The sequence below is a fragment of the Enterobacter sp. CC120223-11 genome, assembly GCF_900215375.1.
In the GTDB taxonomy this organism is placed as follows: Bacteria; Pseudomonadota; Gammaproteobacteria; order Enterobacterales; family Enterobacteriaceae; genus Scandinavium.
Genome location: NZ_OBEF01000007.1, coordinates 1 through 22,396, shown reverse-complemented (window position 1 = coordinate 22,396; position 22,396 = coordinate 1). Strand labels below are relative to the sequence as shown.

Sequence of the window (22,396 nt, the reverse complement as noted above, 5' to 3'; positions counted from 1 at the left end):
CAAGTGTATCAATGCAGCATCATGCCGCGTAAGAATGCCGTGCCCGGTAAATCTCTTTCTCTCCCGAAGAGTTAGCAGCCACGGCCTCTCTTTATGCTAATCAGACAACCGAAATTGCGCCACGTTGCGGACACTTTTTTACCTTTACTGTTATCACGATCGCCTGGCTGGGATTAGCGAGTGAAAAAGGCTACACTTCGCCTTTGACTCAATCATCAAAATAAAAGAGGCGAAGTCCAACGTGGCTCAATTCGTTTATACCATGCATCGCGTCGGCAAAGTGGTCCCGCCGAAGCGTCATATTCTGAAAAACATCTCTCTGAGCTTCTTCCCTGGCGCGAAAATCGGTGTACTGGGCCTGAACGGTGCCGGTAAATCCACCCTGCTGCGCATCATGGCCGGTATTGATACCGACATCGAAGGTGAAGCACGCCCGCAGCCAGGCACCAAAATCGGTTACCTGCCGCAGGAACCGCAGCTGAACCCGGAACACACCGTTCGTGAATCCGTTGAAGAAGCGGTTTCTGAAGTGGTTAACGCCCTGAAAGGTCTGGATGAGGTGTACGCGAAGTACGCGGAGCCGGATGCCGATTTCGACAAGCTGGCCGCTCAGCAGGGCAAATACGAAGAGATAATCCAGGCACACGACGGCCACAACCTGAACGTGCAGCTGGAACGCGCCGCTGATGCGCTGCGTCTGCCAGACTGGGATGCGAAAATCGCTAACCTCTCCGGGGGTGAACGTCGCCGCGTGGCGCTCTGCCGCCTGCTGCTGGAAAAACCAGACATGCTGCTGCTCGACGAACCGACGAACCACCTGGATGCCGAATCCGTGGCGTGGCTGGAACGCTTCCTGCACGACTTCGAAGGCACCGTGGTGGCGATCACCCACGACCGTTACTTCCTCGACAACGTTGCAGGCTGGATCCTCGAACTGGACCGCGGCGAAGGCATTCCGTGGGAAGGCAACTACTCCTCCTGGCTTGAGCAGAAAGATCAGCGTCTGGCGCAGGAAGCTTCTCAGGAAGCGGCTCGTCGTAAGTCGATTGAGAAAGAGCTGGAGTGGGTTCGTCAGGGCGCGAAAGGCCGTCAGTCCAAGGGCAAAGCCCGTCTGGCACGCTTTGAAGAACTCAACAACACCGAATACCAGAAACGCAACGAAACCAACGAACTCTTTATTCCACCTGGAGCACGTCTGGGCGATAAAGTCGTTGAGGTCAGCAACCTGCGTAAGTCCTACGGCGATCGCCTGCTGATTGACGACCTGAGCTTCTCCGTACCGAAAGGTGCCATCGTGGGCATCATCGGGCCGAACGGCGCGGGTAAATCTACCCTGTTCCGTATGATGTCTGGCCAGGAGCAAGCGGACGGCGGCACCATCGAACTGGGTGAAACCGTGAAGCTGGCTTCCGTTGATCAGTTCCGTGACGCGATGGACAACAGCAAAACCGTGTGGGAAGAAGTGTCCGGCGGTCTGGACATCATGAAGATTGGCAACACCGAAATGCCAAGCCGCGCCTACGTGGGCCGCTTCAACTTCAAAGGCACCGATCAGGGTAAACGCGTGGGCGAGCTGTCCGGCGGTGAGCGCGGTCGTCTGCACCTGGCTAAGCTGTTACAGGTTGGTGGCAACATGCTGCTGCTCGATGAACCGACCAACGACCTGGACATCGAAACCCTGCGCGCGCTGGAAAACGCCCTGCTGGAGTTCCCTGGCTGCGCGATGGTCATCTCGCACGACCGCTGGTTCCTCGACCGTATCGCCACCCACATTCTGGACTACCAGGATGAAGGCAAAGTGGAGTTCTTCGAAGGTAACTTCACCGAGTACGAAGAGTATAAGAAACGCACCCTCGGCGCAGACGCGCTGGAGCCGAAGCGTATCAAGTACAAGCGTATTTCGAAATAAACAGCAAAAAGGCAACGTAAGTTGCCTTTTTTAATGGTTGCTCCCTCTCCCAGTGGGAGAGGGTCGGGGTGAGGGCATCAGGCCGTACAGGCATCGAGCCGCAGAGGTGAGGTCTACCCCTGTTCGCCCATCATCTGCTTCACCAGTTCCACGCAGCGCAGGAACCGGGCATCGTAGTCCGACTCTTCAACGTGAACGTAGTCGATGTTATTCGCATCCAGCATCTCCACCAGCATCGTCTGGAACTCTCGTCTGTCGACGGAACTCCCCAGACTGCGCAGGCCATCGGCGACCCACGGGGTGTTATTTTCCAGCACGATAACCAGGTCGAAGCGGTATTCATCAATCAGCGCCTGCACGAACGGATGTTCGCGGCCTTCGTACTTCTTACAGAACGCCTGAGTGGTGACAAAATCGGTGTCGATAAACGCCACTTTGTTGGCGTATTTCACCGCAAAATCAATGTACTGTGCGTGGCCCAGCGCGATTTTGTCATAGTCGGAATACTGTAACGCCATTTCATCGCCGCCGAGGTGGGAGAAGACGTAATCCCGCCCGTACTCCCAGGCGCTGGTGGTGTTGAAGATGTTGGCGAGCTTGTTCACCAGCGTTGATTTACCGCTCGATTCGCCACCCAGAATCGCCACCGTGCGCACAAAAAACGGCTTCACTTCGGTCGGAATGTACTCCCAGTAGCGCGACGGGTTCTCACGAATTTGCGCGCCGCTGATGCTCATAAACGTCCGCTGCGGGTCGATGAGCACCGTTTCAGTACCCAGATGTTCGCTAAACTGCGCCGCATCAGCCTCTTCGGAGGTGTAAATTGTGTTCGGCTGAATGCCCTTCTCTTCCATAAACGCTTTGACGCCATTGCTCCACACGTCCCAGCCGTGCGGATAGGGCTCCATGCCCTCTTCGTTAAAGGCATGAATACGGATGTTTTTCTGATATTTGAAGGTCTGCAATAGCCAGCGCAGGCGATCTGAAACCGTCGGCTGCTGTGACATCGCGCTGTCCTCGAACAGCTCGCGGTCGCGCTTTTCGTCATAGCCCATGATGATGTGCAGCTCATCGACCTGGCTTACAGCGCGCTGGATAAGATAGATATGCCCGGTATGCAACGGGTAGAACTTACCGAACACCACGCCAATATTTTTCTGCTGGCGCGGAAACTCCAGGCCCAGAAAACGGTGCAGGGCTTCGAGCTTCTGCGCGCTCGGGCTTTTGATTTTGGCGTTCAGCAGCTGGCTCAGATAGCCCTTCGTCATCCCGCTGGCGTCCGCCACCTGCTGCAATGTGCAGCCCTTCTGACGGATCGCGGTTTTGATGTAATCGAATGATGACAAAGAAGCCTCCTGCTGGATAGGGCGGGTAAGCTTTGCGCCACCCGCCAAAAGGGATAGAGCAATAATTATAAGTCGTCGAAGACGTTTAGTGCATCGGAAAGCTTTTTCACGCCGAAGACCTTCATTCCTTCCGGCACTTTCTTCGGCACATTGGCGGCGGGCACGATCGCTCGCTTAAAGCCGTGCTTGGCGGCTTCGGAGATACGCTCCTGGCCGCTCGGCACCGGGCGAATTTCGCCGGAAAGGCCGACCTCACCAAACACCACCAGATCCTGCGGCAGCGGCCTGTCGCGCAGGCTGGAGACCATCGCCATCAGCAGCGCCAGGTCGGCGCTGGTTTCAGTGACCTTCACGCCGCCAACCACGTTGACGAAAACGTCCTGGTCGAACATCTGCAAACCACCGTGACGGTGCAGCACCGCCAGCAGAATAGACAAACGGTTCTGCTCAAGCCCAACCGCCACGCGGCGAGGGTTGCCCATCATCGACTGATCGACCAGCGCCTGAATCTCGACGAGTAACGGCCGCGTGCCTTCCCAGACAACCATCACCGAACTGCCGGAGGTAACTTCATCGCCACGGCTCAGGAAGATGGCTGAAGGGTTGCTGACTTCGCGCAGGCCCTGCTCCGTCATCGCAAACACGCCAAGCTCATTCACCGCACCAAAGCGGTTTTTATGGCTGCGCAAGGTGCGGAAGCGGGAGTCGGCATCGCCGTCGAGCAGCACGGAGCAGTCGATGCAGTGCTCCAGCACTTTGGGCCCCGCCAGCGATCCGTCTTTGGTGACGTGGCCGACCATAATAATCGCCACGCCGCGAGTTTTGGCGAAACGCGTCAGATAAGCGGCACTTTCACGCACCTGCGCCACGCTGCCGGGAGAAGACTGCACGTCAGCCATGTGCATCACCTGGATGGAGTCGATCACCATCAGTTTCGGCTGCTCTTCTTCGGCAATCTGGCAAATCTGTTCGATGCTGGTTTCAGACAGCATATTCAGATTCGCCGCAGGCAGCCCGAGACGGTGCGCGCGCATCGCCACCTGCTGCAAAGATTCCTCGCCGGTGACGTACAGGGTTTTCATCTGCTCGCTGAGCTTGCAGAGCGTTTGCAGCAGCAGAGTGGACTTCCCTGCGCCCGGGTTGCCGCCAATCAGAATGGCGCTGCCCGGCACGACGCCGCCGCCGAGTACGCGGTCGAACTCTTTAAAGCCGCTGGAAAAGCGTGGCAGTTCTTCAAGGCTGATTTCAGAGAGCTTCTGAACCTTTGAACCACCCGTTGCCCCGGCGTAGCCGGTCAGGCGCTCATTGCGCGCCACAACGGGCGAGGCGGCAATGCGCATTTCGGTGATAGTGTTCCAGGCATGACAGGCACTGCACTGCCCCTGCCAGCGCGGATAATCCGCGCCGCATTCATTACAGACAAAGGCGCGTTTCGGTGCTTTCGCCACGGGTTACCTCATCATTACTTTTGATTCAGACTGCCGGACAGGATGCAGAACACGCCCATCAGGTCAGCGTGACGGATGGTGATTTCCGTCTGCTCGTTCACTTTTGGTTTGGCATGGTACGCAATACCGAGCCCGGCCGCTTTGATCATCGGCAGGTCGTTGGCGCCATCGCCAATCGCCACGGTTTGCGTCAGCGGAATTTCATGGCTTTCGGCCAGAGATTTCAGGGTGCGGGCTTTGTACTGTGCGTCGACGATATCACCGGTCACGTTGCCGGTCAGCACGCCGTCGCGGATCTCCAGTTCATTCGCCACCGCCGCCGTCAGGCGCAGCTTTTCACGCAGATAATCGGCGAAGAAGGTAAAGCCGCCGGAGGCAATTGCCACCTTCCAGCCCAGCGTTTCCAGCTTCAGCACCAGCGGCACCAGGCCCGGCATCAGCGGCAGCGTGTCGCGAACCTGACGCAGAATGTCCGCATCGGCTCCTTTCAGGGTGGCGACTCGCTGGCGCAAACTGGCGGTGAAATCAAGCTCACCGCGCATCGCACGCTCGGTCACTTCAGACACCAGCTCACCGGTGCCCGCCAGTTTGGCGATTTCGTCGATGCACTCTATCTGGATTGCGGTGGAATCCATGTCCATCACCAGCAGGCCTGGCGTGCGCAGGTGCGGAATTTTGCCCAATGGCGCGACGTCGAACCCGGCATCGTGCGCCAGACGCGTTGCGCGTGGCGTCAACGATCCTGCCAGGCGGATAACCTGATACTCTTCAACGCACCAGGCGGCGACGATCACCATCGCGGCACCCAGCCTGTGCTGATAATCCGTCAGGCGCTGTTTGTCGAGTTGACGGCCATACAGCAGCCAGCCGCTGCGTCCGGCGTGGTAATCCAGCGGCATCACTTCATCACCGCTCAAGGACAGCGGCAGCCCAGGCCATAAAGAGACATCATCGGGCAGGTCGCACCAGGTCAGACTGTTCGGCATTACAGCTCCAGTTAATCGAGATTTGGCCAGGAAAATAACGCATGAGGCTACCCTGTATCCAGCGCTTCTGGCAACATTAAGCTGCAAATTTTCAAAGGTGGAATATGGTTCGCGCAAAACTGAAATTTCGGCTGCATCGGGCGGTGATCGTCCTTATCTGTCTTGCCCTGCTGGTGGCCCTGATGCAGGGCGCGTCGTGGTTTAGTCAAAACCACCAGCGGCAGCGCAATCCACAGATGGAAGAGCTGGCCCGCTCCCTCGCCCATCAGGTCACGCTGAACCTTGCGCCGTTGATGCGTTCAGAAACGCCGGATGAGAAGAAGATCAATCAGTTGCTGACGCAGTTGACCACCAACAGCCGCCTGCTGGACGCCAGCGTTTATGACGAAGAAGGTAACCTGATCACCCACAGCGGTGAAAGCGTGGCTGTTCGCGACAGGCTGGCGCTCGACGGCAAAAAAGCCGGGGGCTACTTCAACCAGCAGATTGTCGAACCCATTCAGGGGAAGAATGAACCTCTCGGCTATCTCCGCCTGACGCTGGACACGCATACGCTGGCAACCGAGGCCAAACAGGTGGATAACACCACCAATATTCTGCGCCTGATGCTGCTGCTTTCCCTGGCCATCGGCGTAGTGCTGGCCCGCACGCTGCTCCGGGGCAAACGCACCCGCTGGCAGCAGTCGCCGTTCCTGCTGACGGCAAACAAATCCGTTCCCGAAGAGGATGAGGGCGAGAAGCCGAATAAGTGATAAATTGGCTGAATCATTAAAGAAAGGAAATCTGCTATGTCGACGCTGCGCCTGCTTATCTCTGACTCATACGATCCCTGGTTCAACCTGGCGGTGGAGGAGTGCATTTTCCGCCAGATGCCCGCCACCCAGCGCGTGCTGTTCCTGTGGCGTAACGCCGATACCGTGGTCATTGGCCGGGCGCAAAACCCGTGGAAGGAGTGCAACACCCGGCGGATGGAAGAGGATAACGTCCGCCTGGCGCGCCGCAGCAGCGGTGGCGGCGCGGTCTTTCACGACCTCGGCAACACCTGCTTTACCTTTATGGCAGGCAAGCCGGAATACGACAAAACGATCTCCACTTCGATAGTGCTTAACGCCCTGAACGCTCTCGGCGTCACGGCGGAAGCCTCCGGGCGTAACGACCTGGTGGTGAAAACTGCCGAAGGCGACCGTAAAGTTTCCGGTTCCGCCTACCGCGAAACAATGGATCGTGGCTTTCATCATGGCACGCTGCTGCTGAACGCAGACCTCAGCCGCCTGGCAAACTACCTGAATCCGGACAAGAAAAAGCTCCAGGCGAAAGGGATTACCTCCGTGCGCGGGCGCGTGGCCAACCTGGTGGAGCTACTGCCGGGCGTGACCCATGAGCAAATCAGCAAAGCCGTAACAGAGGCCTTCTTCACCCATTACGGTGAACGCGTTGAAGCGGAAGTGATTTCGCCTGATAAAACGCCGGACCTGCCAAACTTCGCCGAAACCTTTGCCCGTCAGAGCAGCTGGGAGTGGAACTTTGGCCAGGCGCCAGCCTTTTCACACCTGCTGGATGAGCGCTTCACCTGGGGCGGCGTCGAACTGCACTTCGACGTGGAGAAAGGGCACATTACCCGCGCGCAGGTCTTCACCGACAGCCTGAACCCTGCCCCGCTGGAAGCGCTTGCCGCGGGTTTGCAGGGCTGCCTGTATCGTGCCGACGTGTTGCAGCAGGAGTGTGAAGCGTTAATCGGGGCGTTTCCTGAACAGGAAAAAGAGCTGCGGGAGCTGTCTGCGTGGGTAGCGGGTGCGGTGCGCTAATCGACCGCGTTCCCCGCAATAAGATGGATGGGCGCTTACTGATCGACCTCAATTTGCGTCCAGCCCTTCTGGTACATGCAGTTTTTGATCAGGACATCGCGGCTATCAGCATTGGCATCCCGGGTGTAATAATCCACATCTTCATCGCTGTTTGAAGTTTTGCCGTCCTTCTTTTTACTCTTCTTATTGCTGTGAGTACTGCTGACGACATTATCAGGTGGAAGGTTTTTCAGTGCGTCAGCATTGCAGAAGGTCTCTTCCACTTCACGCTGCTGATTCGTTGAGCCCGGCTTCACCCACTCATAATGCGAACACCCGGCCAGCAGGGTTACCAGCATCAGGACAATATATTTTTTCATCACGTCTCTCACTCGTCGTTCACGACAAACACTATTCCGAAAGTAGCCGGAATATATTTAATCACCAGCAGCGTTCCCGCCGGAAAATTGTATTTCGGAGGATAGCCGCACTAAGTCTGAGGACGCATGGTAGTTCGACGGGCGTTACAGTCAATATCACTGGCGGATGAAATCAGGCAATAACAAAGTAAATACAAATGATATTCAGTAAAAAATATCCGCAAAATCATGAGCCTGGAATGAGTCATTCCGGAATGACTTTTCTTTTACTCACAATATTATTACACCGTTGGTTTAGCGTTAGTTTAATTACAAATTAAAATGAGAAATAATCGGCGGGTATTGAACAATAAAAATAAAAAAGCCGGGAAGGGATCCCGGCTCAGGGTAATGCTTACTCTTTATCGCCCAGCAGAACGGATTCCAGCGCGATTTTGATCATGTCGTTGAAGGTCGTCTGACGTTCCGCAGCGGTGGTCTGCTCGTGGGTACGAATGTGGTCAGAGACGGTGCAGATGGTCAGCGCTTTCGCACCGAACTCTGCGGCAACGCCGTAGATACCAGCCGCTTCCATTTCCACGCCCAGGATGCCGTACTTCTCCATGACGTCGAACATTTCGCCGTCCGGGGAGTAGAACAGGTCTGCGGAGAAGATGTTGCCGACGCGCGCATCAACGCCCAGCGCTTTCGCTGCGTCGACCGCGTTACGCACCATGCCGAAGTCAGCAATAGCCGCGAAATCGTGATCTTTAAAGCGCATGCGGTTCACTTTGGAATCGGTGCAGGCACCCATGCCGATAACCACATCACGCAGCTTCACGTCCATACGCACGGCGCCGCAGGAGCCCACACGAATGATTTTCTTCACGCCGAAATCGGTGATCAGCTCTTTGGTGTAGATGGAGCAGGATGGGATGCCCATGCCGTGGCCCATGACGGAAATTTTGCGGCCTTTGTAGGTACCAGTGAAGCCCAGCATGCCGCGCACGTTGTTCACTTCACGCACGTCTTCGAGGAAAGTTTCTGCAATATGCTTCGCACGCAGCGGATCGCCTGGCATCAGTACGACGTCAGCGAAATCACCCATTTCTGCGTTAATGTGTGGGGTTGCCATTCTCATTTTCCTTATTCGTTGTGTTACGCCGGGGGGCGGCGATGCCTGACCCGGCCTACAAATCCGTACGCCCGGCAAGCAAGCGCCGCCGGGCAATGTCATCAGAACATGGCTTTGCCATATTCCATATCAGAAGTACCAAAGTATTTTGCCAGCGTCTGGCCGATATCCGCGAAGGTTTCACGGTGACCGAGCGAGCCTGCTTTCACTTTCGGGCCATAGACCAGGACCGGAATGTGTTCACGGGTGTGGTCCGTGCCGGTCCAGCTTGGGTCACAGCCGTGGTCGGCGGTGAGGATGATGATGTCATCTTCACCCACCAGCTCCAGCAGCTCAGGCAGACGGCGGTCGAACAGCTCCAGGCCTGCGGCATAACCGGCGATATCGCGGCGGTGGCCCCAGGAGGAGTCGAAGTCCACGAAGTTGGTGAAGACGATGGTGTTGTCACCCGCTTCTTTCATCTCTTTGACGGTGGCGTCAAACAGCGCGTCCAGACCGGTCGCTTTCACCTTTTTGGTGATGCCGCAGTTGGCATAGATATCGGCGATTTTACCGACGGACACCACGTGGCCGCCCTTCTCGTCGACCAGTTTCTGCAACACGGTAGCCGCAGGTGGCTCAACGGCCAGGTCGTGACGGTTGCCGGTACGCTCGAAGCTACCCGCTTTATCGCCGATAAACGGACGTGCGATCACGCGGCCGATGTTGTAGCCGCCTTCGGTCAGCTCTTCACGGGCGATTTCGCACAGCTCATACAGCTTATCGAGGCCGTAGGTGCCTTCATGGCAGGCAATCTGGAACACGGAGTCCGCGGAGGTGTAGAAAATCGGCTTGCCGGTTTTCATGTGCTCTTCGCCGAGGTCGTCCAGAATCACGGTCCCCGAAGAGTGGCAGTTACCGAGGTAGCCCGGCAGGTTGGCGCGTTTCACCAGTTTATCCAGCAGCTCCTGCGGGAAGCTATTGTGGTGTTCCGGGAAGTAGCCCCAGTCGAACAGCACAGGCACACCGGCGATTTCCCAGTGGCCGGACGGGGTATCTTTCCCCGAAGAGAGTTCATGCGCCCAGGCGTATGCGCCAACGACTTCTGCGTTCGCATCCATACCTGCGGCAACTTTACCGGTAGAGCCTTCATGGGCTTTCACCAGGCCCAGACGAGTCAGGTTTGGCAGGTTCAGCGGGCCCTGGCGGCCTTTATCAGCTTCACCCTTAGCGCAGGCCTCTGCGATATGGCCCATCGTGTCGGCCCCGACGTCGCCGAAGCGTTCTGCGTCTTCAGTGGCACCGATACCAAAAGAGTCCAGCACCATAATAAATGCACGTTTCATATGTTCTCCGTACGTTTTGCGCTGCAAAAAAGCGATCAGATCAGTATACCGCTATTGAGTGATTCGACGATAGACCGTAGGCGTTTCTTTCGGTGCCGCATCGTCCAGTTTAATTGCCGCTTTCACCGCTTTGGCGGCTTCCTGCCAGCTATTTTCGTCTTTGGCGTGGATAACCGCCAGCGGACGCTGCCCGTCAACGCTGTCGCCAAGACGCGCCATGTCGGTGAAACCCACGCTGTAGTCCAATGCATCGGAGGCCTGACGACGACCGCCGCCCATAGCCACAACGGCCATGCCGAGCGCACGGGTGTCCATCGCGGATACGAAGCCTTCCGTATCGGCGTAAACGGCTTTGCTGAGCATCGCCGTCGGCAGGTACTTCGCGTAATTTTCGACGAAGTCGGTCGGGCCTTTCTGCGCGGCAACCATACGACCAAAAATTTCCGCCGCTTTGCCGTTGTCGAGCACCGCCTGCAGTTTGCTCCGCGCTTCGGCTTCATCTTTCGCCAGACGGCCGGAGATCAGCATCTCCACGCAGAGCGCCATGGTCACGTCCAGCAGGCGCGGGTTACGGTATTCGCCCGTCAGGAACTGCACCGCTTCACGCACTTCCACTGCATTACCCGCGCTGGAAGCCAGCACCTGGTTCATGTCCGTCAGCAGCGCCGTGGTGCGCACGCCTGCGCCATTGGAGACGCCAACGATCGCTTCGGCGAGCGCGGCAGAGAGTTCGTAGGTCGGCATAAAGGCACCGCTACCCACTTTGACGTCCATCACCAACGCATCCAGCCCTTCGGCGAGTTTTTTCGCCAGAATGGAGGCGGTAATCAGCGGGATGGAGTCCACCGTCGCGGTGATGTCGCGGGTGGCATAAAAACGTTTGTCCGCAGGCGCGAGGGAGCTGGTCTGCCCGATGATCGCCACGCCAACGTCCTTAATGATTTCGCGGAAACGGTTGTCATCCGGGAAGATATCAAAGCCCGGGATCGCTTCCAGTTTGTCGAGCGTACCGCCGGTATGCCCCAGGCCGCGGCCGGAGATCATCGGGATGTAGCCGCCACAGGCCGCCACCATTGGGCCAAGCATCAGGGAAGTGACATCACCCACGCCGCCGGTGGAGTGTTTGTCGACGATCGGACCGTTCAAATTCAGGCTTTTCCAGTCGAGCACCGTACCGGAATCCCGCATGGCCATCGTCAGCGAGACGCGCTCCGGCATGGACATATCATGGAAGAAAATGGTCATCGCCAGGGCAGCAATTTGCCCTTCGGACACGGTGTTATCACGAATGCCGTTGATGAAGAAGCGAATCTCTTCGTCACTCAGCGCGTGACCATCGCGTTTTTTACGAATAATTTCTTGTGCGAGAAACACGGTAACCCCCGAGGAATCCGGTTGAATGCGGCGGAAAACCCGCCGCGAAAAGAGAATTAATAAGCGCTTGCGCTCTTGCCGTCGCCGTGGCCCAGCGCTTTCAGCAGGCTTGCCAGCAGGCTGGATGCGCCGAAGCGGTAGTGGCGGGCATCGGCCCAGTCTGCACCAAACAGCTCATCGGCAATCGCCAGGAACGCCTGCGCATCTTCAGCAGTGCGCACGCCGCCCGCAGGTTTGAAGCCCACGGTTTTTTCTACGCCCATATCGCGGATCACTTCCATCATGATGCGCGCGCTTTCTGGCGTCGCATTCACCGGTACTTTACCGGTAGAGGTTTTGATGAAGTCTGCCCCCGCTTTGATGGAGATTTCAGATGCTTTACGAATCAACGCTTCTTCTTTCAGCTCACCGGTTTCGATGATCACTTTCAGCAACACGTTCGCCGCCGCACAAGCGTCTTTACAGGCTTTCACCAGGTCAAAGCCGACCTGCTCGTTGCCCGCAATCAGCGCACGGTAAGGGAACACAACGTCAACTTCGTCTGCGCCATAGGCGATAGCCGCTTTGGTTTCTGCCAGCGCGATGTCGATGTCATCGTTGCCGTGCGGGAAGTTGGTGACGGTTGCGATGCGAACGTCCGGGGTGCCCTGCTCTTTCAGAGTCTTACGCGCGATTGGGATAAAACGCGGATAGATACAGATGGCGGCGGTTGTGCCCACCGGGGTTTTCGCCTGATGGCACAGCGCAATCACTTTCGCGTCGGTGTCATCATCGTTCAGGGTGGTCAGATCCATCAGTTTTAACGCGCGCAGGCTGCTTGCAGTTAAGTCGGTCATGTTATCTCCGGTGTGTAATTTTACCTTGCGGGTCTGTGACTATTTTAACACCAACCCGACGTTTCACTTCGATCTTCATCACAGTTAATGAAATGCACATGCAATTTTGCATGACCATAGTGAGATTAAGATCACTTAACAAGCGCAGGTAAGGCAGTAGGTTTCCCTGCATCTCCGCCACACCGAGGCCGGTTTGCGTCAGTTATCGGGATGCGCGCCTGGCTTGCAATGTTAAAATTCTAACACAAGTAGCCATCGACATCCGTAAAACGTTACTGGCGCTGCCTGCCACCGCTTCTTGAGCAATCGCACTTCTTTGAGAATAGCCGCCAGGTGGCAGAAGGGCCGCTCGACCTGAGGGTTTGTTGAAAGCACGGCGGTGCAATTCGGCTGAATGCCTTTTATGACCACGACGTGTAGGGGGAAGCGAAGGAGTGGCGCAGCGCCGCAGATGTGAATCCGCAGGCGCTGCAACACCGGGGAGATAAACCACGTTATCCTCCCCGGCGCTTTACTTACAGGGAGAGGAATACCCCGGCAATGGTGGCACTCATCAGGTTGGAGAGCGTGCCTGCCGCCACTGCCTTCAGACCGAGCTGGGCAATGTCATGCCGACGATTTGGCGCCATGCTGCCAAGCCCGCCAATCAGGATGGCAATCGAGGACAGATTCGCAAACCCGCAGAGCGCGAAGGAGATGATCGCTTTGGTGTGGTCGGAAATCACCTGCAGACCAGCTGCCGCCACGGCGGCATCGTCCTTCAGGTACTCCCCGAAGTTCATGTAGGCGACAAACTCGTTGATGATAAGCTTCTGCCCAATGAATGAGCCTGCGATGGTCGCTTCATTCCACGGCACGCCAATCACCCACGCCAGCGGTGAGAATACCCAGCCGAGGATCAGCTGCATCGAGAGCTGCGGATAGTCAAACCAGCCACCAATGCCGGACAGAATGCCGTTCAGCAGCGCAATCAGCGCCACGAACGCCAGCAGCATTGCACCCACATTCAGCGCCAGCTGCATCCCCGATGCCGCGCCAGACGCGGCAGCATCCAGAACGTTTGACGGACGGTCGATATCCGGGTTCTGTTTTTCCAGATCCGGGGAGTCGTTAGGGGTTTCTGTCTCAGGCAGAATGATTTTCGCAAACAGCAAACCGCCAGGTGCTGCCATGAACGACGCCGCAATCAGGTACTCCAGCGGCACACCCATTTGCGCATAACCTGCAAGCACGGAACCGGCCACGGAGGCCAGGCCGCCGCACATCACCGCAAACAGCTCAGAGCGGGTCATGGTCGCGATATAGGGGCGAACAACCAGCGGCGCTTCGGTCTGACCGACGAAAATATTCGCCGTTGCCGACAGCGATTCTGTACGGGACGTTTTGAGGAGCGCCCGCAGGCCGCCGCCGAGAATGCGAATCACAAACTGCATGATGCCGAGGTAATAAAGCACAGCAATCAGTGAGGAGAAGAAGACAATAACCGGCAGCACGCGCAGGGCAAAGATAAAGCCGCCACCGCCGAAGACTTCAAACATTTTGTCGGACACCAGGCCACCGAACAGGAAACCGATGCCCTCGTTGCCGTAAGCGATAACGTTTGCGACACCTTCCGACATAGCCAGAAGGACCTTGCGGCCGGCAGGAACGTACAGAATAAGTGCCCCGATGCCAACCTGAATAAGCCACGCGCCGAGTACGGTACGTAAATTGATAGCACGACGATGGCTGGAGAGCAGCACGGCGATAGCCAGCAGCACAATCATGCCAATCAGTCCCATGAGGATTTGCATACAGATTCCCTGTGTATTAATAAAATGATAATGAGCAAAAAACTCGCCGATTATAACCTTCCGTAATTACTCTGCATGCCCGGCTCACACATTTTCAGCAATTATGTGAACGCAATGCTAAATAATGAGATCTACATCACTATAAAACGGCAGGATGTAAACCGGGGAACAGGAATCGCGTGTTTTCGGCCAGGGTTTCGGCAATTTCAGCAGGAGATTCGGAACGCAAGTCACAAAGGGATTCAAACACTTTTACCGTCTGCTCCGGGCGATTGGGCTGACCCTGATAGCCGTTCAGCGGCATATCTGGCGCATCAGTTTCCAGAAGTAAAGCTTTGAGGGGCAGGTGCGCCATCACCTCCCGCGTTTTACTGGCACGCGGGTAGGTAATGGTCCCGCCCACACCGATTTTATAGCCCAGATGAATGAACCGTTCCGCCTGTTGCAGGCTACCGGCAAAGCCATGGATAACGCCAGTGCAGGGCAAATTATGCCGCTTGAGGTGCATCGCCAGCTTATCGTGGGTGCGCCGTGAATGCAGGATCACCGGCAGATCGAAGCGTTTCGCAAGCCTCAACTGCTCATCCAGCAGCGCCTGCTGCTTATCGAACTGCGGATCCTCGCGATAGAGATCGAGGCCGATCTCTCCGATGGCGACAAGCTTCGCGGGTTTCAGAGCGAGCAGCGCCTCAAGCCTTGCCAGACTTTCATCATCGTGCTTTTCGATAACAATCGGATGCAGGCCGAGCGCGGCATACAGCGGGGTATGGTTCGCCGCCAGCCGCAGCACGTTTTCAAAACGCGCGGCTTCGGTCGCGGGCACGACTATTTTCGTCACCCCGGCCTGTGCCGCAAGGTTCAGGCTGTTTTCGATATCGTCGACAAACGGCGGAAAATCGAAATGGCAGTGGGTGTCGGTGAAGCAAAAACTCACGCCAGCCCCTCGTTATCAAAACTCGCATCGTTGGCCTGAGGCGCATCAATAAGCGCTGCGCTGTGCAGATCGTTTGCTACCGCGGCTGGAGGAATAACCAATTGAGTAGGCGCGGCGACGCGCGGTTTAAAGCGATGCAGCGGCGGCCTGTCGGCAAGCATTTTCCCCATCGTTGCAAGGAAATAGCGTCCGCACTGACGTCCCACGTTGTAGTCTTCCAGCAGCGCAGGCAGGCGGCTACCCAAGGCCATGCTTTGCAGCGGCTTCGGCGGATAAATTTCCAGGATCCGCACTTTGCCCGGCGGTTTCTCAATGAACTGCTGAATGGCGTGGTAGGTTTTCTCGTGGTGCTGCACCAGGTTCACAAAAGGTTGCAGGCTGCTTTCACCCAGCCAGCGCTCCATGCGTTTGAACCACTGCGGGGTGTAATACATTTGCGACGGCACGGTGCGGATCACCACCACCGTCTTCGCGCCACGCTTCACCGCTTCCTGAACCGGAATGGCATCGCTGACGCCGCCGTCCAGCCAGTTGACGCCATCCAGCGTCACGCCTGAGCGGTAAAACCCCGGGATCGCGCTGGAGGCACGAATCTGATCCATCCAGTTCTCACGCGTAGGAAAAAAGTAGCCCGGCGAATAATCATCTGCCCGGGAGGCGCACATATAAAAGGCTTTACCACCGTCGAAGTGCCGGGCTGCGACGTCCATCGCCAGCGGCATTTTGCTGGCGGTCGCCTCCACCAGCCAGTCGAGATCGATAAGGTTTCCGCCGCGCACAAAACGCATCGGATCGAAAAATTCTCGCGAGGTGGTGTAACGGGTGATCACCTTGCGGGCATAGCCCGGCTGATTGCAGACATACGCAGAGAGGTTTTGCGCCCCTGCCGAGGTGCCAAGAAAAAGATCGAACGGATTAAAACGCGCACGCATAAACTCATCCAGCACGCCTGCCGTAAAAATCCCACGCTGCCCGCCGCCCTCGCACACCAGCGCAAGTTCGCCTGGACGAAAGGGTTTCACCGACAGCGGCGCAATATTGCCGAGCGTGACCGGAATTCGCTGTCCCACACTGCTTTCCTGTTTTTTTGATTGTTCTGTTATTTCACCATAGCGCAGATAAGGTTCGTCTGAAACAACAAAGCCAGCCCGAAGGCTGGCTTTCTGTTACAAAAAACTAACGTATCTACGGACGTCGGCGGCCCATAAACAGGCTGACCAGGAACAGAATAATACCGACGATGAAGACAATTTTTGCTGCGCCCGCTGCCGTACCGGCCAGACCACCAAAGCCCAGAGCGGCGGCAATTAACGCGATTACCAGAAAGATTATGCCCCAACGAAACATACGATTCTCCTTTACCATAGTGAATGTCGTCCGCTTTGATGAACGCTCAGGCACTCAAAACGACAGACTCGTCTCCCCGGCCTTCGCCGGGGGAGGTGGTGTCAGAACAGATTTATTTAACTTTAAGGTCGTTCTTCACACTTTTTACGCCATCAACTGCTTTGGTGATGCTCTCTGCGCGTTCGCTTTGCGCCTGAGAATCGACCGTACCTGAAAGCTGCACCACGCCGTCGGTGGTTTCCACTTTCACTTTACGGGACGGAACGATGTCGTCCGCCAGCAGCTTGGCTTTAATTTCGCTGGTGGTTGCGGTATCGCCCGCATACCCCTGCACACCCTGCGTTTTGCTGTCACGCACGTGCAGTTTGTCGCTGACGGAGGCAACGCCTTCCACGCCTTTGGCAACTTTCACGGCTTCTTCAGCCTGGGCCTGACTTTCCACGAAGCCGCTCAGGGTGACGACCTTGTCATCAGTTTTCACCGAGATATCGGTACTCTTGATGGAATCATGATCGACCAGCGCCGCCTTCACTTTCGCCGTGATGCTGCTGTCATCCATAAAACCGCCGACCTTGCTCATGGAGCTGTCGACTTTTTGACCGGCACTTTCAGCGGCAGACTGGGTTTTGTCCATGGCTGACTCCGCCAGAGCGGAACCACTCAACATCGCAGAACCCAGCACGACAGCCAGCAGTGTTTTCGAAAGGTTAGTGTGCGTCATCATTTCATTTCCTGTAGTTTGCTCAGAATTTGAGCTCAGACGATCTTCATGATCGCATTGCTGTAGGGGTGAACATTACCGCAGTAACAGTTATTAATATTGATAATGACAAATGAATTAGCCTTATTCGCCAGATAACACGCATTGAGTAGCGGATAAGGCCAGTAAAAATGTCATCACTTTGTTAAATATAGCCAACAATTTTTAACTCGCCCGACCAAACGGCTAAAAAGTAGCCTTTCAGGGCGCGAGTGGGCTCATTTAAGAACTTTCTGCAAGGGAATCAACGGGGAGGTAAAGCGACAGAGCACGGCGTGAACCGTGCTCTGGAGGGGATTAGTGCTCGCGAGTTTTGCGGAACTGCACGTCAGGGTAACGTTCCTGAGTCAGGTTGAGGTTAACCATCGTCGGGGCGATATAGGTGAGGTTGTCCCCACCGTCCAGCGCCAGCTGTACTTCGTTTTTACGCTTGAACTCTTCGAACTTCTTCACGTCGGTGCTTTCAACCCAGCGGGCCGTCGCGACGTTCACCGATTCGTAAATCGCTTCCACGTTGTACTCGCTCTTAAGACGTGCAACCACCACGTCGAACTGCAGCACGCCGACCGCGCCAACGATCAGGTCGTTGTTGGCAATCGGACGGAAGACCTGTACCGCGCCCTCTTCCGAGAGCTGAACCAGGCCTTTCAGCAGCTGTTTCTGCTTCAGCGGATCCTTCAGACGAATGCGGCGGAACAGCTCAGGGGCGAAGTTCGGAATACCGGTGAACTTCATCATTTCGCCCTGGGTGAAGGTGTCGCCAATCTGAATGGTGCCGTGGTTGTGCAGGCCGATGATATCGCCCGGGTAGGCCTCTTCAACGTGAGAACGGTCGCCCGCCATAAAGGTCAGCGCGTCTGAGATAACCACGTCTTTACCGATGCGCACCTGACGCAGCTTCATGCCCTTTTCATACTTCCCGGACACTACACGCAGGAACGCCACGCGGTCGCGGTGTTTCGGGTCCATGTTGGCCTGAATCTTAAAGACGAAGCCGGTGAACTTCTCGTCTTTCGCTTCCACTTCACGGGTGTCGGTCTTGCGCGGCATTGGTGCAGGCGCCCACTCCACCAGGCCGTCGAGCATGTGGTCAACGCCGAAGTTACCGAGCGCGGTGCCGAAGAAGACCGGGGTGATTTCGCCGGCCAGGAACAGCTCCTGATCGAACTCGTGAGAAGCCCCCTGCACCAGCTCCAGCTCTTCACGCAGCTGTGCCGCTAACTCTTCACCAACGGCGACGTCGAGATCGGGGTTGTTCAGCCCTTTAACGATGCGCACTTCCTGAATCGTGTGACCTTTACCGGTCTGATACAGGTAGGTTTCATCCTTATAGAGGTGATAAACGCCCTTAAACAGCTTGCCGCAGCCGATAGGCCAGGTGATTGGCGCACAGCCGATTTTCAGCTCGCGCTCCACTTCATCCAGCACTTCCATAGGATCGCGGATGTCGCGGTCGAGCTTGTTCATGAAGGTCAGGATCGGCGTGTCGCGCAGACGGGTAACTTCCATCAGCTTACGGGTACGATCCTCAACGCCTTTCGCGGCGTCGATAACCATCAGGCAGCAGTCCACCGCCGTCAGCGTACGGTAAGTATCTTCAGAGAAGTCTTCGTGGCCCGGGGTGTCGAGCAGGTTCACCAGGCAGTCGTGATACGGGAACTGCATCACGGAGGTGGTGATCGAAATCCCACGCTGTTTTTCCATCTCCATCCAGTCAGATTTCGCATGCTGGCTGGAGCCACGACCTTTTACGGTCCCGGCGGTCTGGATAGCCTGTCCGAACAGCAGCACTTTTTCAGTGATGGTCGTTTTACCGGCATCCGGGTGAGAGATGATGGCAAAAGTGCGGCGCTTGGCCACCTCTTGCAGATAAGGAGACAACGTCATAGTCAATTCTTCTTAAGTAAACGCGGCGCTAAACCGCGCATGTTGAATACGAAAAATGCGGCTATTTTACCCGTAAGGCGGGACCTGACAATCAATGTTTACACAGGAGCTGCTCCAGTTCGGCAAGCGATGTCACGGTCCAGGTCGGCTTAATATGTTCCGGCAGGGTCTGCTGGTGCGCATTCAGCCAGCAGGTTGAGAGCCCGGCGTTCATACCGCCAAGAATATCCGAGGCGGCGGTGTCACCCACCATCAGCACCCGGGAGCGATCGGGGTTGCCCGCCTTCTCCAGCGCATAATCAAAGATGCGTGCATCGGGTTTGGCGACGCCAACCTCTTCAGAAATAATCAATAAATCAAAGTGTTCACGCAGGCCGGTGCGCTCAAGGCGAATCTGCTGAAGCGAGGTGAACCCGTTGGTGATGATCCCCATCTTCACTTTGCCTTTCAGCGAATCCAGCAGCGAAACGGCCCCGGGCAGCGGGGCACAAATCTCGGCCATCGCGTTCATAAAGGCGTCATTGAGGTGGCCCGCATTCACGTTCAAACGCGCCGCCCAGCCTTCAAAACGCTGGTGCTGAAGCTGCAAAGAGGTGATCGCCCCGTTCTGATAATCCACCCACAGCGGCTTGTTCACGGCCTGGTAGTCCTGGAAATCTTCCGCGGTGAAGGTCACGCTATAGTCGAGAAACATCCGCTGTAGGCCGCTAAACGAGTCAAAGGTAAACAGCGTCTCGTCGGCATCAAAGAAAATCCAGTCCCACTTCTTCATCGTAAACCCTTGTCTTACATACTGATTGGCAATGCCATTATGATGGCGTCTTCGCGCCCTTCGGCGGTCGGATAATAGTTGCGGCGGATGGTCGCTTCGTTAAAGCCCATGCTTTCATACAGCGCAATGGCGGCAGCATTCGAGGCACGAACCTCCAGCCACAGCGTCACAACGCCGCGTTTTTCCACTTCGTCGACAACCTGTTCGAGCAGCTCACGCCCAAGCCCACGGCGCTGGTACGCCGGGTCAACGGCGATATTGAACAGCGTGGCTTCGTCGAGCACGATTTGGGTGATGGCGAAAGCCGCCATTTCACCGTCAACCGTCAGCTGCAGGTTGAGATAGCGCTCTCCCTGATTGCTGGCCAGCGTCTGCTCGCTCCACGGGAAGGCGTGTGCACGCTGCTCAATGCGCAGGGCGCGCGGTAAATCAGTCTGGCTGAGGGAAGAAATCGTGTTCATGGGCGCAAATCTGTTGCCAGAGCTCAGTGCGGGCTGCCGCGCTGGCCTGTAGTTGTTCAAATGCCGGGGTCGCGACCTGCGCGCCTTCCAGCGCTACGGGTTCATCTTCGCCAAGACGCCAGCTGTTACAGCGCCCCCCTTCCGGCAGCATCGCCACGCGATCGGGCGTCAGCTGTAGAACCTGATCCGGCGTCACGGCTAACGCGCGCAGAATGTCGCTCACCAGCGGTTCAGTCAGGGCGGGCAGCGTTTGCGCCACCATAACCAGACGAATATGTTCAGGCAGAGAGATAGCGATTTCGCCCTGCAACACCGCGGGGCGGCGCAAAGACCACTGGGTAATGCCCAGTTGCTGTAGTTGCCAGTCTCGTCGGGATGTCATCGCGGGTTTCTCCTCTCTGTCAGGCGCGGAAATATAGCAAATTCGGCGAAGTTGCGCCAACAAAGCGAGGAGGCCGCCTTGTTGTATAGACCAAATAATTCGAGTTACAGCAAGGCGGCAAGACTGTGAATCCCCAGGAGCTTACTTGAGTAAGTGACTGGGGTGAGCAGGCGCAGCCAACGCAGATGTAACTTGAAGTATGACGGCTATAAATGTGTATAATCTCGCCCGTCTTTAATTGAGGATGACTCTTTATGTCTGCTTTATCTCCGGCAAGTGAAGTCTTGCTGCGCCACAGTGATGATTTCGAACAAAGCCGCATTCTGTTTGCCGGCGATATGCAGGATGACCTGCCCGCTCGTCTGGATACCGCTTTCAGCCGCGCCCACACGCAGCAGTTCCACCACTGGCAGGTGCTGAGCCGCCAGATGGGCGAGAACGTGCGCTTCAGCCTGACGGCGGAAGCCGCCGATGTTGCCGACTGCGACACGCTGATTTACTACTGGCCGAAGAACAAGCCAGAAGCGCTCTATCAGCTGACCAATATTCTTTCCCTGATGCCGGTCGGCACCGATATTTTCGTCGTCGGTGAAAACCGCAGCGGCGTGCGCAGCGCCGAGCAGATGCTGGCGGAATACGCCCCGCTGAACAAAGTCGACAGCGCCCGTCGCTGCGGCCTGTATCATGGTCGTCTTGAAAAGCAGCCTTCCTTCAATCCTGAAAACGCCTGGGGCGAATATCAGCTGGACGGCCTGACCATTAAAACCCTGCCGGGCGTCTTCAGCCGCGATGGTCTGGATGTTGGCAGCCAGCTGCTGGTCAATACCCTGACGCCGCACACCAAAGGCAAAGTGCTGGATGTGGGCTGTGGTGCTGGCGTGCTGGCAACCGTGCTGGCGAGTCATTCACCGAAAGTCCGCCTGACCCTCTGCGACGTGAGTGCGCCAGCGGTAGAAGCGAGCCGCGCGACGCTGGCTGCGAACAATCTGGAAGGCGAAGTGTTTGCCAGTAACGTCTTCTCTGAAGTCACCGGTCGCTTCGATATGATCATCTCCAACCCGCCGTTCCATGACGGGCTGCAGACCAGCCTGGAGGCCGCACAGCAGCTGATTCGCGGCGCAGTGCGTCACCTGAACAGCGGCGGAGAGCTGCGAATCGTTGCCAACGCTTTCCTGCCATACCCGAAAGTGCTCGATGAAGTCTTTGGCTTCCACGAAGTCATCGCCCAGACGGGCCGCTTCAAAGTGTACCGCACGGTCCTGACCCGTCAGGCGAAGAAGTAATCATTTACCCGCCCTGCAGGCTCCGGCCTGTGGGGATTCTCCCTCCTCCCCTCCCCGTTCCGTTAAAGCGTCCAAATTTACAGCGATCGGATAATTCTGCTGCAATTAACTGTTGACGAATACCCTGAATCCACTAGAATGCGCCTCCGTAGTAGAGATTCTTTACAGAGTCGACGGTATGCGAAGGTGGCGGAATTGGTAGACGCGCTAGCTTCAGGTGTTAGTGTCCTTAGGATGTGGGGGTTCGAGTCCCCCCCCTCGCACCAACTACTACA

General features: G+C 56.5%; 21 protein-coding genes and 1 tRNA gene. 5 read left to right on the top strand and 17 right to left on the bottom strand.

Translation table 11 applies throughout. The features are described from left to right. Window positions 1-241 precede the first annotated feature (241 nt). Window positions 242-1,909 carry an energy-dependent translational throttle protein EttA gene (gene ettA / locus CRO87_RS09950; RefSeq protein ID WP_097162783.1) on the top strand — a complete coding sequence of 556 codons (1,668 nt, stop codon included), beginning with the start codon at window positions 242-244 and terminating at the stop codon, window positions 1,907-1,909. 113 nt (window positions 1,910-2,022) lie between these two features. Here ettA and nadR read toward each other — a convergent pair whose 3' ends face one another. From nadR to serB, 3 genes are all read right to left on the bottom strand, one after another. Next, window positions 2,023-3,255 carry a multifunctional transcriptional regulator/nicotinamide-nucleotide adenylyltransferase/ribosylnicotinamide kinase NadR gene (gene nadR / locus CRO87_RS09945; RefSeq protein WP_097162782.1) on the bottom strand — a complete coding sequence of 411 codons (1,233 nt, stop codon included), beginning with the start codon at window positions 3,253-3,255 and terminating at the stop codon, window positions 2,023-2,025. A 65-nt stretch (window positions 3,256-3,320) separates the two neighbouring features. Further along, a complete protein-coding gene (gene radA / locus CRO87_RS09940; RefSeq protein WP_097162781.1) occupies window positions 3,321-4,703 on the bottom strand; it encodes a DNA repair protein RadA in 1,383 nt (460 codons plus the stop codon). A gap of 14 nt (window positions 4,704-4,717) precedes the next feature. Beyond that, window positions 4,718-5,689: a phosphoserine phosphatase gene (gene serB, locus CRO87_RS09935; RefSeq protein WP_097162780.1), complete on the bottom strand. Its 972-nt coding sequence runs from the start codon at window positions 5,687-5,689 to the stop codon at window positions 4,718-4,720. Between the two features lie 104 nt (window positions 5,690-5,793). Here serB and CRO87_RS22535 point away from each other — a divergent pair, with 104 nt between their 5' ends. After that, window positions 5,794-6,441: a YtjB family periplasmic protein gene (locus tag CRO87_RS22535; RefSeq protein ID WP_141398686.1), complete on the top strand. Its 648-nt coding sequence runs from the start codon at window positions 5,794-5,796 to the stop codon at window positions 6,439-6,441. Between the two features lie 36 nt (window positions 6,442-6,477). Further along, on the top strand, window positions 6,478-7,494 hold the full coding sequence (lplA, locus tag CRO87_RS22530) for a lipoate--protein ligase LplA (RefSeq protein WP_141398685.1): 1,017 nt from the start codon (window positions 6,478-6,480) through the stop codon (window positions 7,492-7,494). 35 nt (window positions 7,495-7,529) lie between these two features. Here lplA and CRO87_RS09925 read toward each other — a convergent pair whose 3' ends face one another. From CRO87_RS09925 to CRO87_RS09860, 14 genes are all read right to left on the bottom strand, one after another. Further along, complete coding sequence (locus CRO87_RS09925; protein ID WP_097162779.1) at window positions 7,530-7,853, bottom strand: hypothetical protein; 324 nt, start codon at window positions 7,851-7,853, stop codon at window positions 7,530-7,532. Between the two features lie 394 nt (window positions 7,854-8,247). After that, window positions 8,248-8,967, bottom strand: a complete 720-nt coding sequence (deoD, locus tag CRO87_RS09920) for a purine-nucleoside phosphorylase (protein ID WP_097162778.1) — start codon at window positions 8,965-8,967, stop codon at window positions 8,248-8,250. A gap of 101 nt (window positions 8,968-9,068) precedes the next feature. Continuing rightward, the gene (deoB, locus tag CRO87_RS09915) at window positions 9,069-10,292 is read right to left on the bottom strand and encodes a phosphopentomutase (protein WP_097162777.1); all 1,224 of its coding nucleotides are present in this window, start codon (window positions 10,290-10,292) and stop codon (window positions 9,069-9,071) included. Window positions 10,293-10,343: 51 nt separating this feature from the next. After that, window positions 10,344-11,666: a thymidine phosphorylase gene (gene deoA / locus CRO87_RS09910; RefSeq protein ID WP_097162776.1), complete on the bottom strand. Its 1,323-nt coding sequence runs from the start codon at window positions 11,664-11,666 to the stop codon at window positions 10,344-10,346. Between the two features lie 56 nt (window positions 11,667-11,722). Continuing rightward, entirely contained in the window at window positions 11,723-12,502 is a 780-nt protein-coding gene (gene deoC / locus CRO87_RS09905) for a deoxyribose-phosphate aldolase (protein ID WP_097162775.1), read from the bottom strand. 515 nt (window positions 12,503-13,017) lie between these two features. Next, complete coding sequence (locus tag CRO87_RS09900) at window positions 13,018-14,295, bottom strand: NupC/NupG family nucleoside CNT transporter (protein ID WP_097162774.1); 1,278 nt, start codon at window positions 14,293-14,295, stop codon at window positions 13,018-13,020. A gap of 139 nt (window positions 14,296-14,434) precedes the next feature. Continuing rightward, window positions 14,435-15,229, bottom strand: a complete 795-nt coding sequence (locus tag CRO87_RS09895; protein ID WP_097162773.1) for a TatD family hydrolase — start codon at window positions 15,227-15,229, stop codon at window positions 14,435-14,437. Further along, entirely contained in the window at window positions 15,226-16,299 is a 1,074-nt protein-coding gene (locus tag CRO87_RS09890) for a patatin family protein (RefSeq protein ID WP_097162772.1), read from the bottom strand. The genes CRO87_RS09895 and CRO87_RS09890 overlap by 4 nt, the downstream gene beginning before the upstream one ends. Window positions 16,300-16,414: 115 nt before the next feature. Beyond that, window positions 16,415-16,576, bottom strand: coding sequence for a DUF1328 domain-containing protein (locus tag CRO87_RS09885; RefSeq protein ID WP_007373037.1), 162 nt, complete (start codon window positions 16,574-16,576; stop codon window positions 16,415-16,417). A 112-nt stretch (window positions 16,577-16,688) separates the two neighbouring features. After that, a complete protein-coding gene (osmY, locus tag CRO87_RS09880; RefSeq protein ID WP_097162770.1) occupies window positions 16,689-17,300 on the bottom strand; it encodes a molecular chaperone OsmY in 612 nt (203 codons plus the stop codon). Between the two features lie 333 nt (window positions 17,301-17,633). Next, window positions 17,634-19,223 (bottom strand): peptide chain release factor 3, encoded by a 1,590-nt coding sequence (gene prfC, locus CRO87_RS09875; protein ID WP_097162769.1) that lies wholly within the window; start codon window positions 19,221-19,223, stop codon window positions 17,634-17,636. Window positions 19,224-19,314: 91 nt separating this feature from the next. After that, on the bottom strand, window positions 19,315-19,995 hold the full coding sequence (gene yjjG / locus CRO87_RS09870) for a pyrimidine 5'-nucleotidase (protein WP_097162768.1): 681 nt from the start codon (window positions 19,993-19,995) through the stop codon (window positions 19,315-19,317). Window positions 19,996-20,009: 14 nt separating this feature from the next. Next, window positions 20,010-20,456 carry a ribosomal protein S18-alanine N-acetyltransferase gene (gene rimI, locus CRO87_RS09865; RefSeq protein ID WP_097162767.1) on the bottom strand — a complete coding sequence of 149 codons (447 nt, stop codon included), beginning with the start codon at window positions 20,454-20,456 and terminating at the stop codon, window positions 20,010-20,012. Continuing rightward, entirely contained in the window at window positions 20,425-20,838 is a 414-nt protein-coding gene (locus CRO87_RS09860; RefSeq protein ID WP_097162766.1) for a DNA polymerase III subunit psi, read from the bottom strand. Before CRO87_RS09860 ends, rimI begins: the two co-directional genes overlap by 32 nt. A 254-nt stretch (window positions 20,839-21,092) precedes the next feature. On the opposite strand from CRO87_RS09860, the gene rsmC reads away from it, so the two are divergent. Together rsmC and CRO87_RS09850 are read left to right on the top strand one after the other, a co-directional pair. Further along, the gene (gene rsmC, locus CRO87_RS09855) at window positions 21,093-22,121 is read left to right on the top strand and encodes a 16S rRNA (guanine(1207)-N(2))-methyltransferase RsmC (RefSeq protein ID WP_097162765.1); all 1,029 of its coding nucleotides are present in this window, start codon (window positions 21,093-21,095) and stop codon (window positions 22,119-22,121) included. 180 nt (window positions 22,122-22,301) lie between these two features. Next, window positions 22,302-22,387 (top strand) — tRNA-Leu (locus CRO87_RS09850). Window positions 22,388-22,396: the final 9 nt, after the last annotated feature.

What these genes read in the sequence shown, in the direction of transcription:
- osmY (WP_097162770.1), bottom strand. Translation starts at nt 17,300, where the DNA reads ATGATGACGCACACTAACCTTTCGAAAACACTGCTGGCTGTCGTGCTG.
- CRO87_RS09900 (WP_097162774.1), bottom strand. Translation starts at nt 14,295, where the DNA reads ATGCAAATCCTCATGGGACTGATTGGCATGATTGTGCTGCTGGCTATC.
- CRO87_RS22535 (WP_141398686.1), top strand. Translation starts at nt 5,794, where the DNA reads ATGGTTCGCGCAAAACTGAAATTTCGGCTGCATCGGGCGGTGATCGTC.
- deoB (WP_097162777.1), bottom strand. Translation starts at nt 10,292, where the DNA reads ATGAAACGTGCATTTATTATGGTGCTGGACTCTTTTGGTATCGGTGCC.
- rsmC (WP_097162765.1), top strand. Translation starts at nt 21,093, where the DNA reads ATGTCTGCTTTATCTCCGGCAAGTGAAGTCTTGCTGCGCCACAGTGAT.
- rimI (WP_097162767.1), bottom strand. Translation starts at nt 20,456, where the DNA reads ATGAACACGATTTCTTCCCTCAGCCAGACTGATTTACCGCGCGCCCTG.
- deoD (WP_097162778.1), bottom strand. Translation starts at nt 8,967, where the DNA reads ATGGCAACCCCACACATTAACGCAGAAATGGGTGATTTCGCTGACGTC.
- CRO87_RS09860 (WP_097162766.1), bottom strand. Translation starts at nt 20,838, where the DNA reads ATGACATCCCGACGAGACTGGCAACTACAGCAACTGGGCATTACCCAG.
- CRO87_RS09925 (WP_097162779.1), bottom strand. Translation starts at nt 7,853, where the DNA reads ATGAAAAAATATATTGTCCTGATGCTGGTAACCCTGCTGGCCGGGTGT.
- deoC (WP_097162775.1), bottom strand. Translation starts at nt 12,502, where the DNA reads ATGACCGACTTAACTGCAAGCAGCCTGCGCGCGTTAAAACTGATGGAT.
- prfC (WP_097162769.1), bottom strand. Translation starts at nt 19,223, where the DNA reads ATGACGTTGTCTCCTTATCTGCAAGAGGTGGCCAAGCGCCGCACTTTT.
- serB (WP_097162780.1), bottom strand. Translation starts at nt 5,689, where the DNA reads ATGCCGAACAGTCTGACCTGGTGCGACCTGCCCGATGATGTCTCTTTA.
- yjjG (WP_097162768.1), bottom strand. Translation starts at nt 19,995, where the DNA reads ATGAAGAAGTGGGACTGGATTTTCTTTGATGCCGACGAGACGCTGTTT.
- CRO87_RS09885 (WP_007373037.1), bottom strand. Translation starts at nt 16,576, where the DNA reads ATGTTTCGTTGGGGCATAATCTTTCTGGTAATCGCGTTAATTGCCGCC.
- lplA (WP_141398685.1), top strand. Translation starts at nt 6,478, where the DNA reads ATGTCGACGCTGCGCCTGCTTATCTCTGACTCATACGATCCCTGGTTC.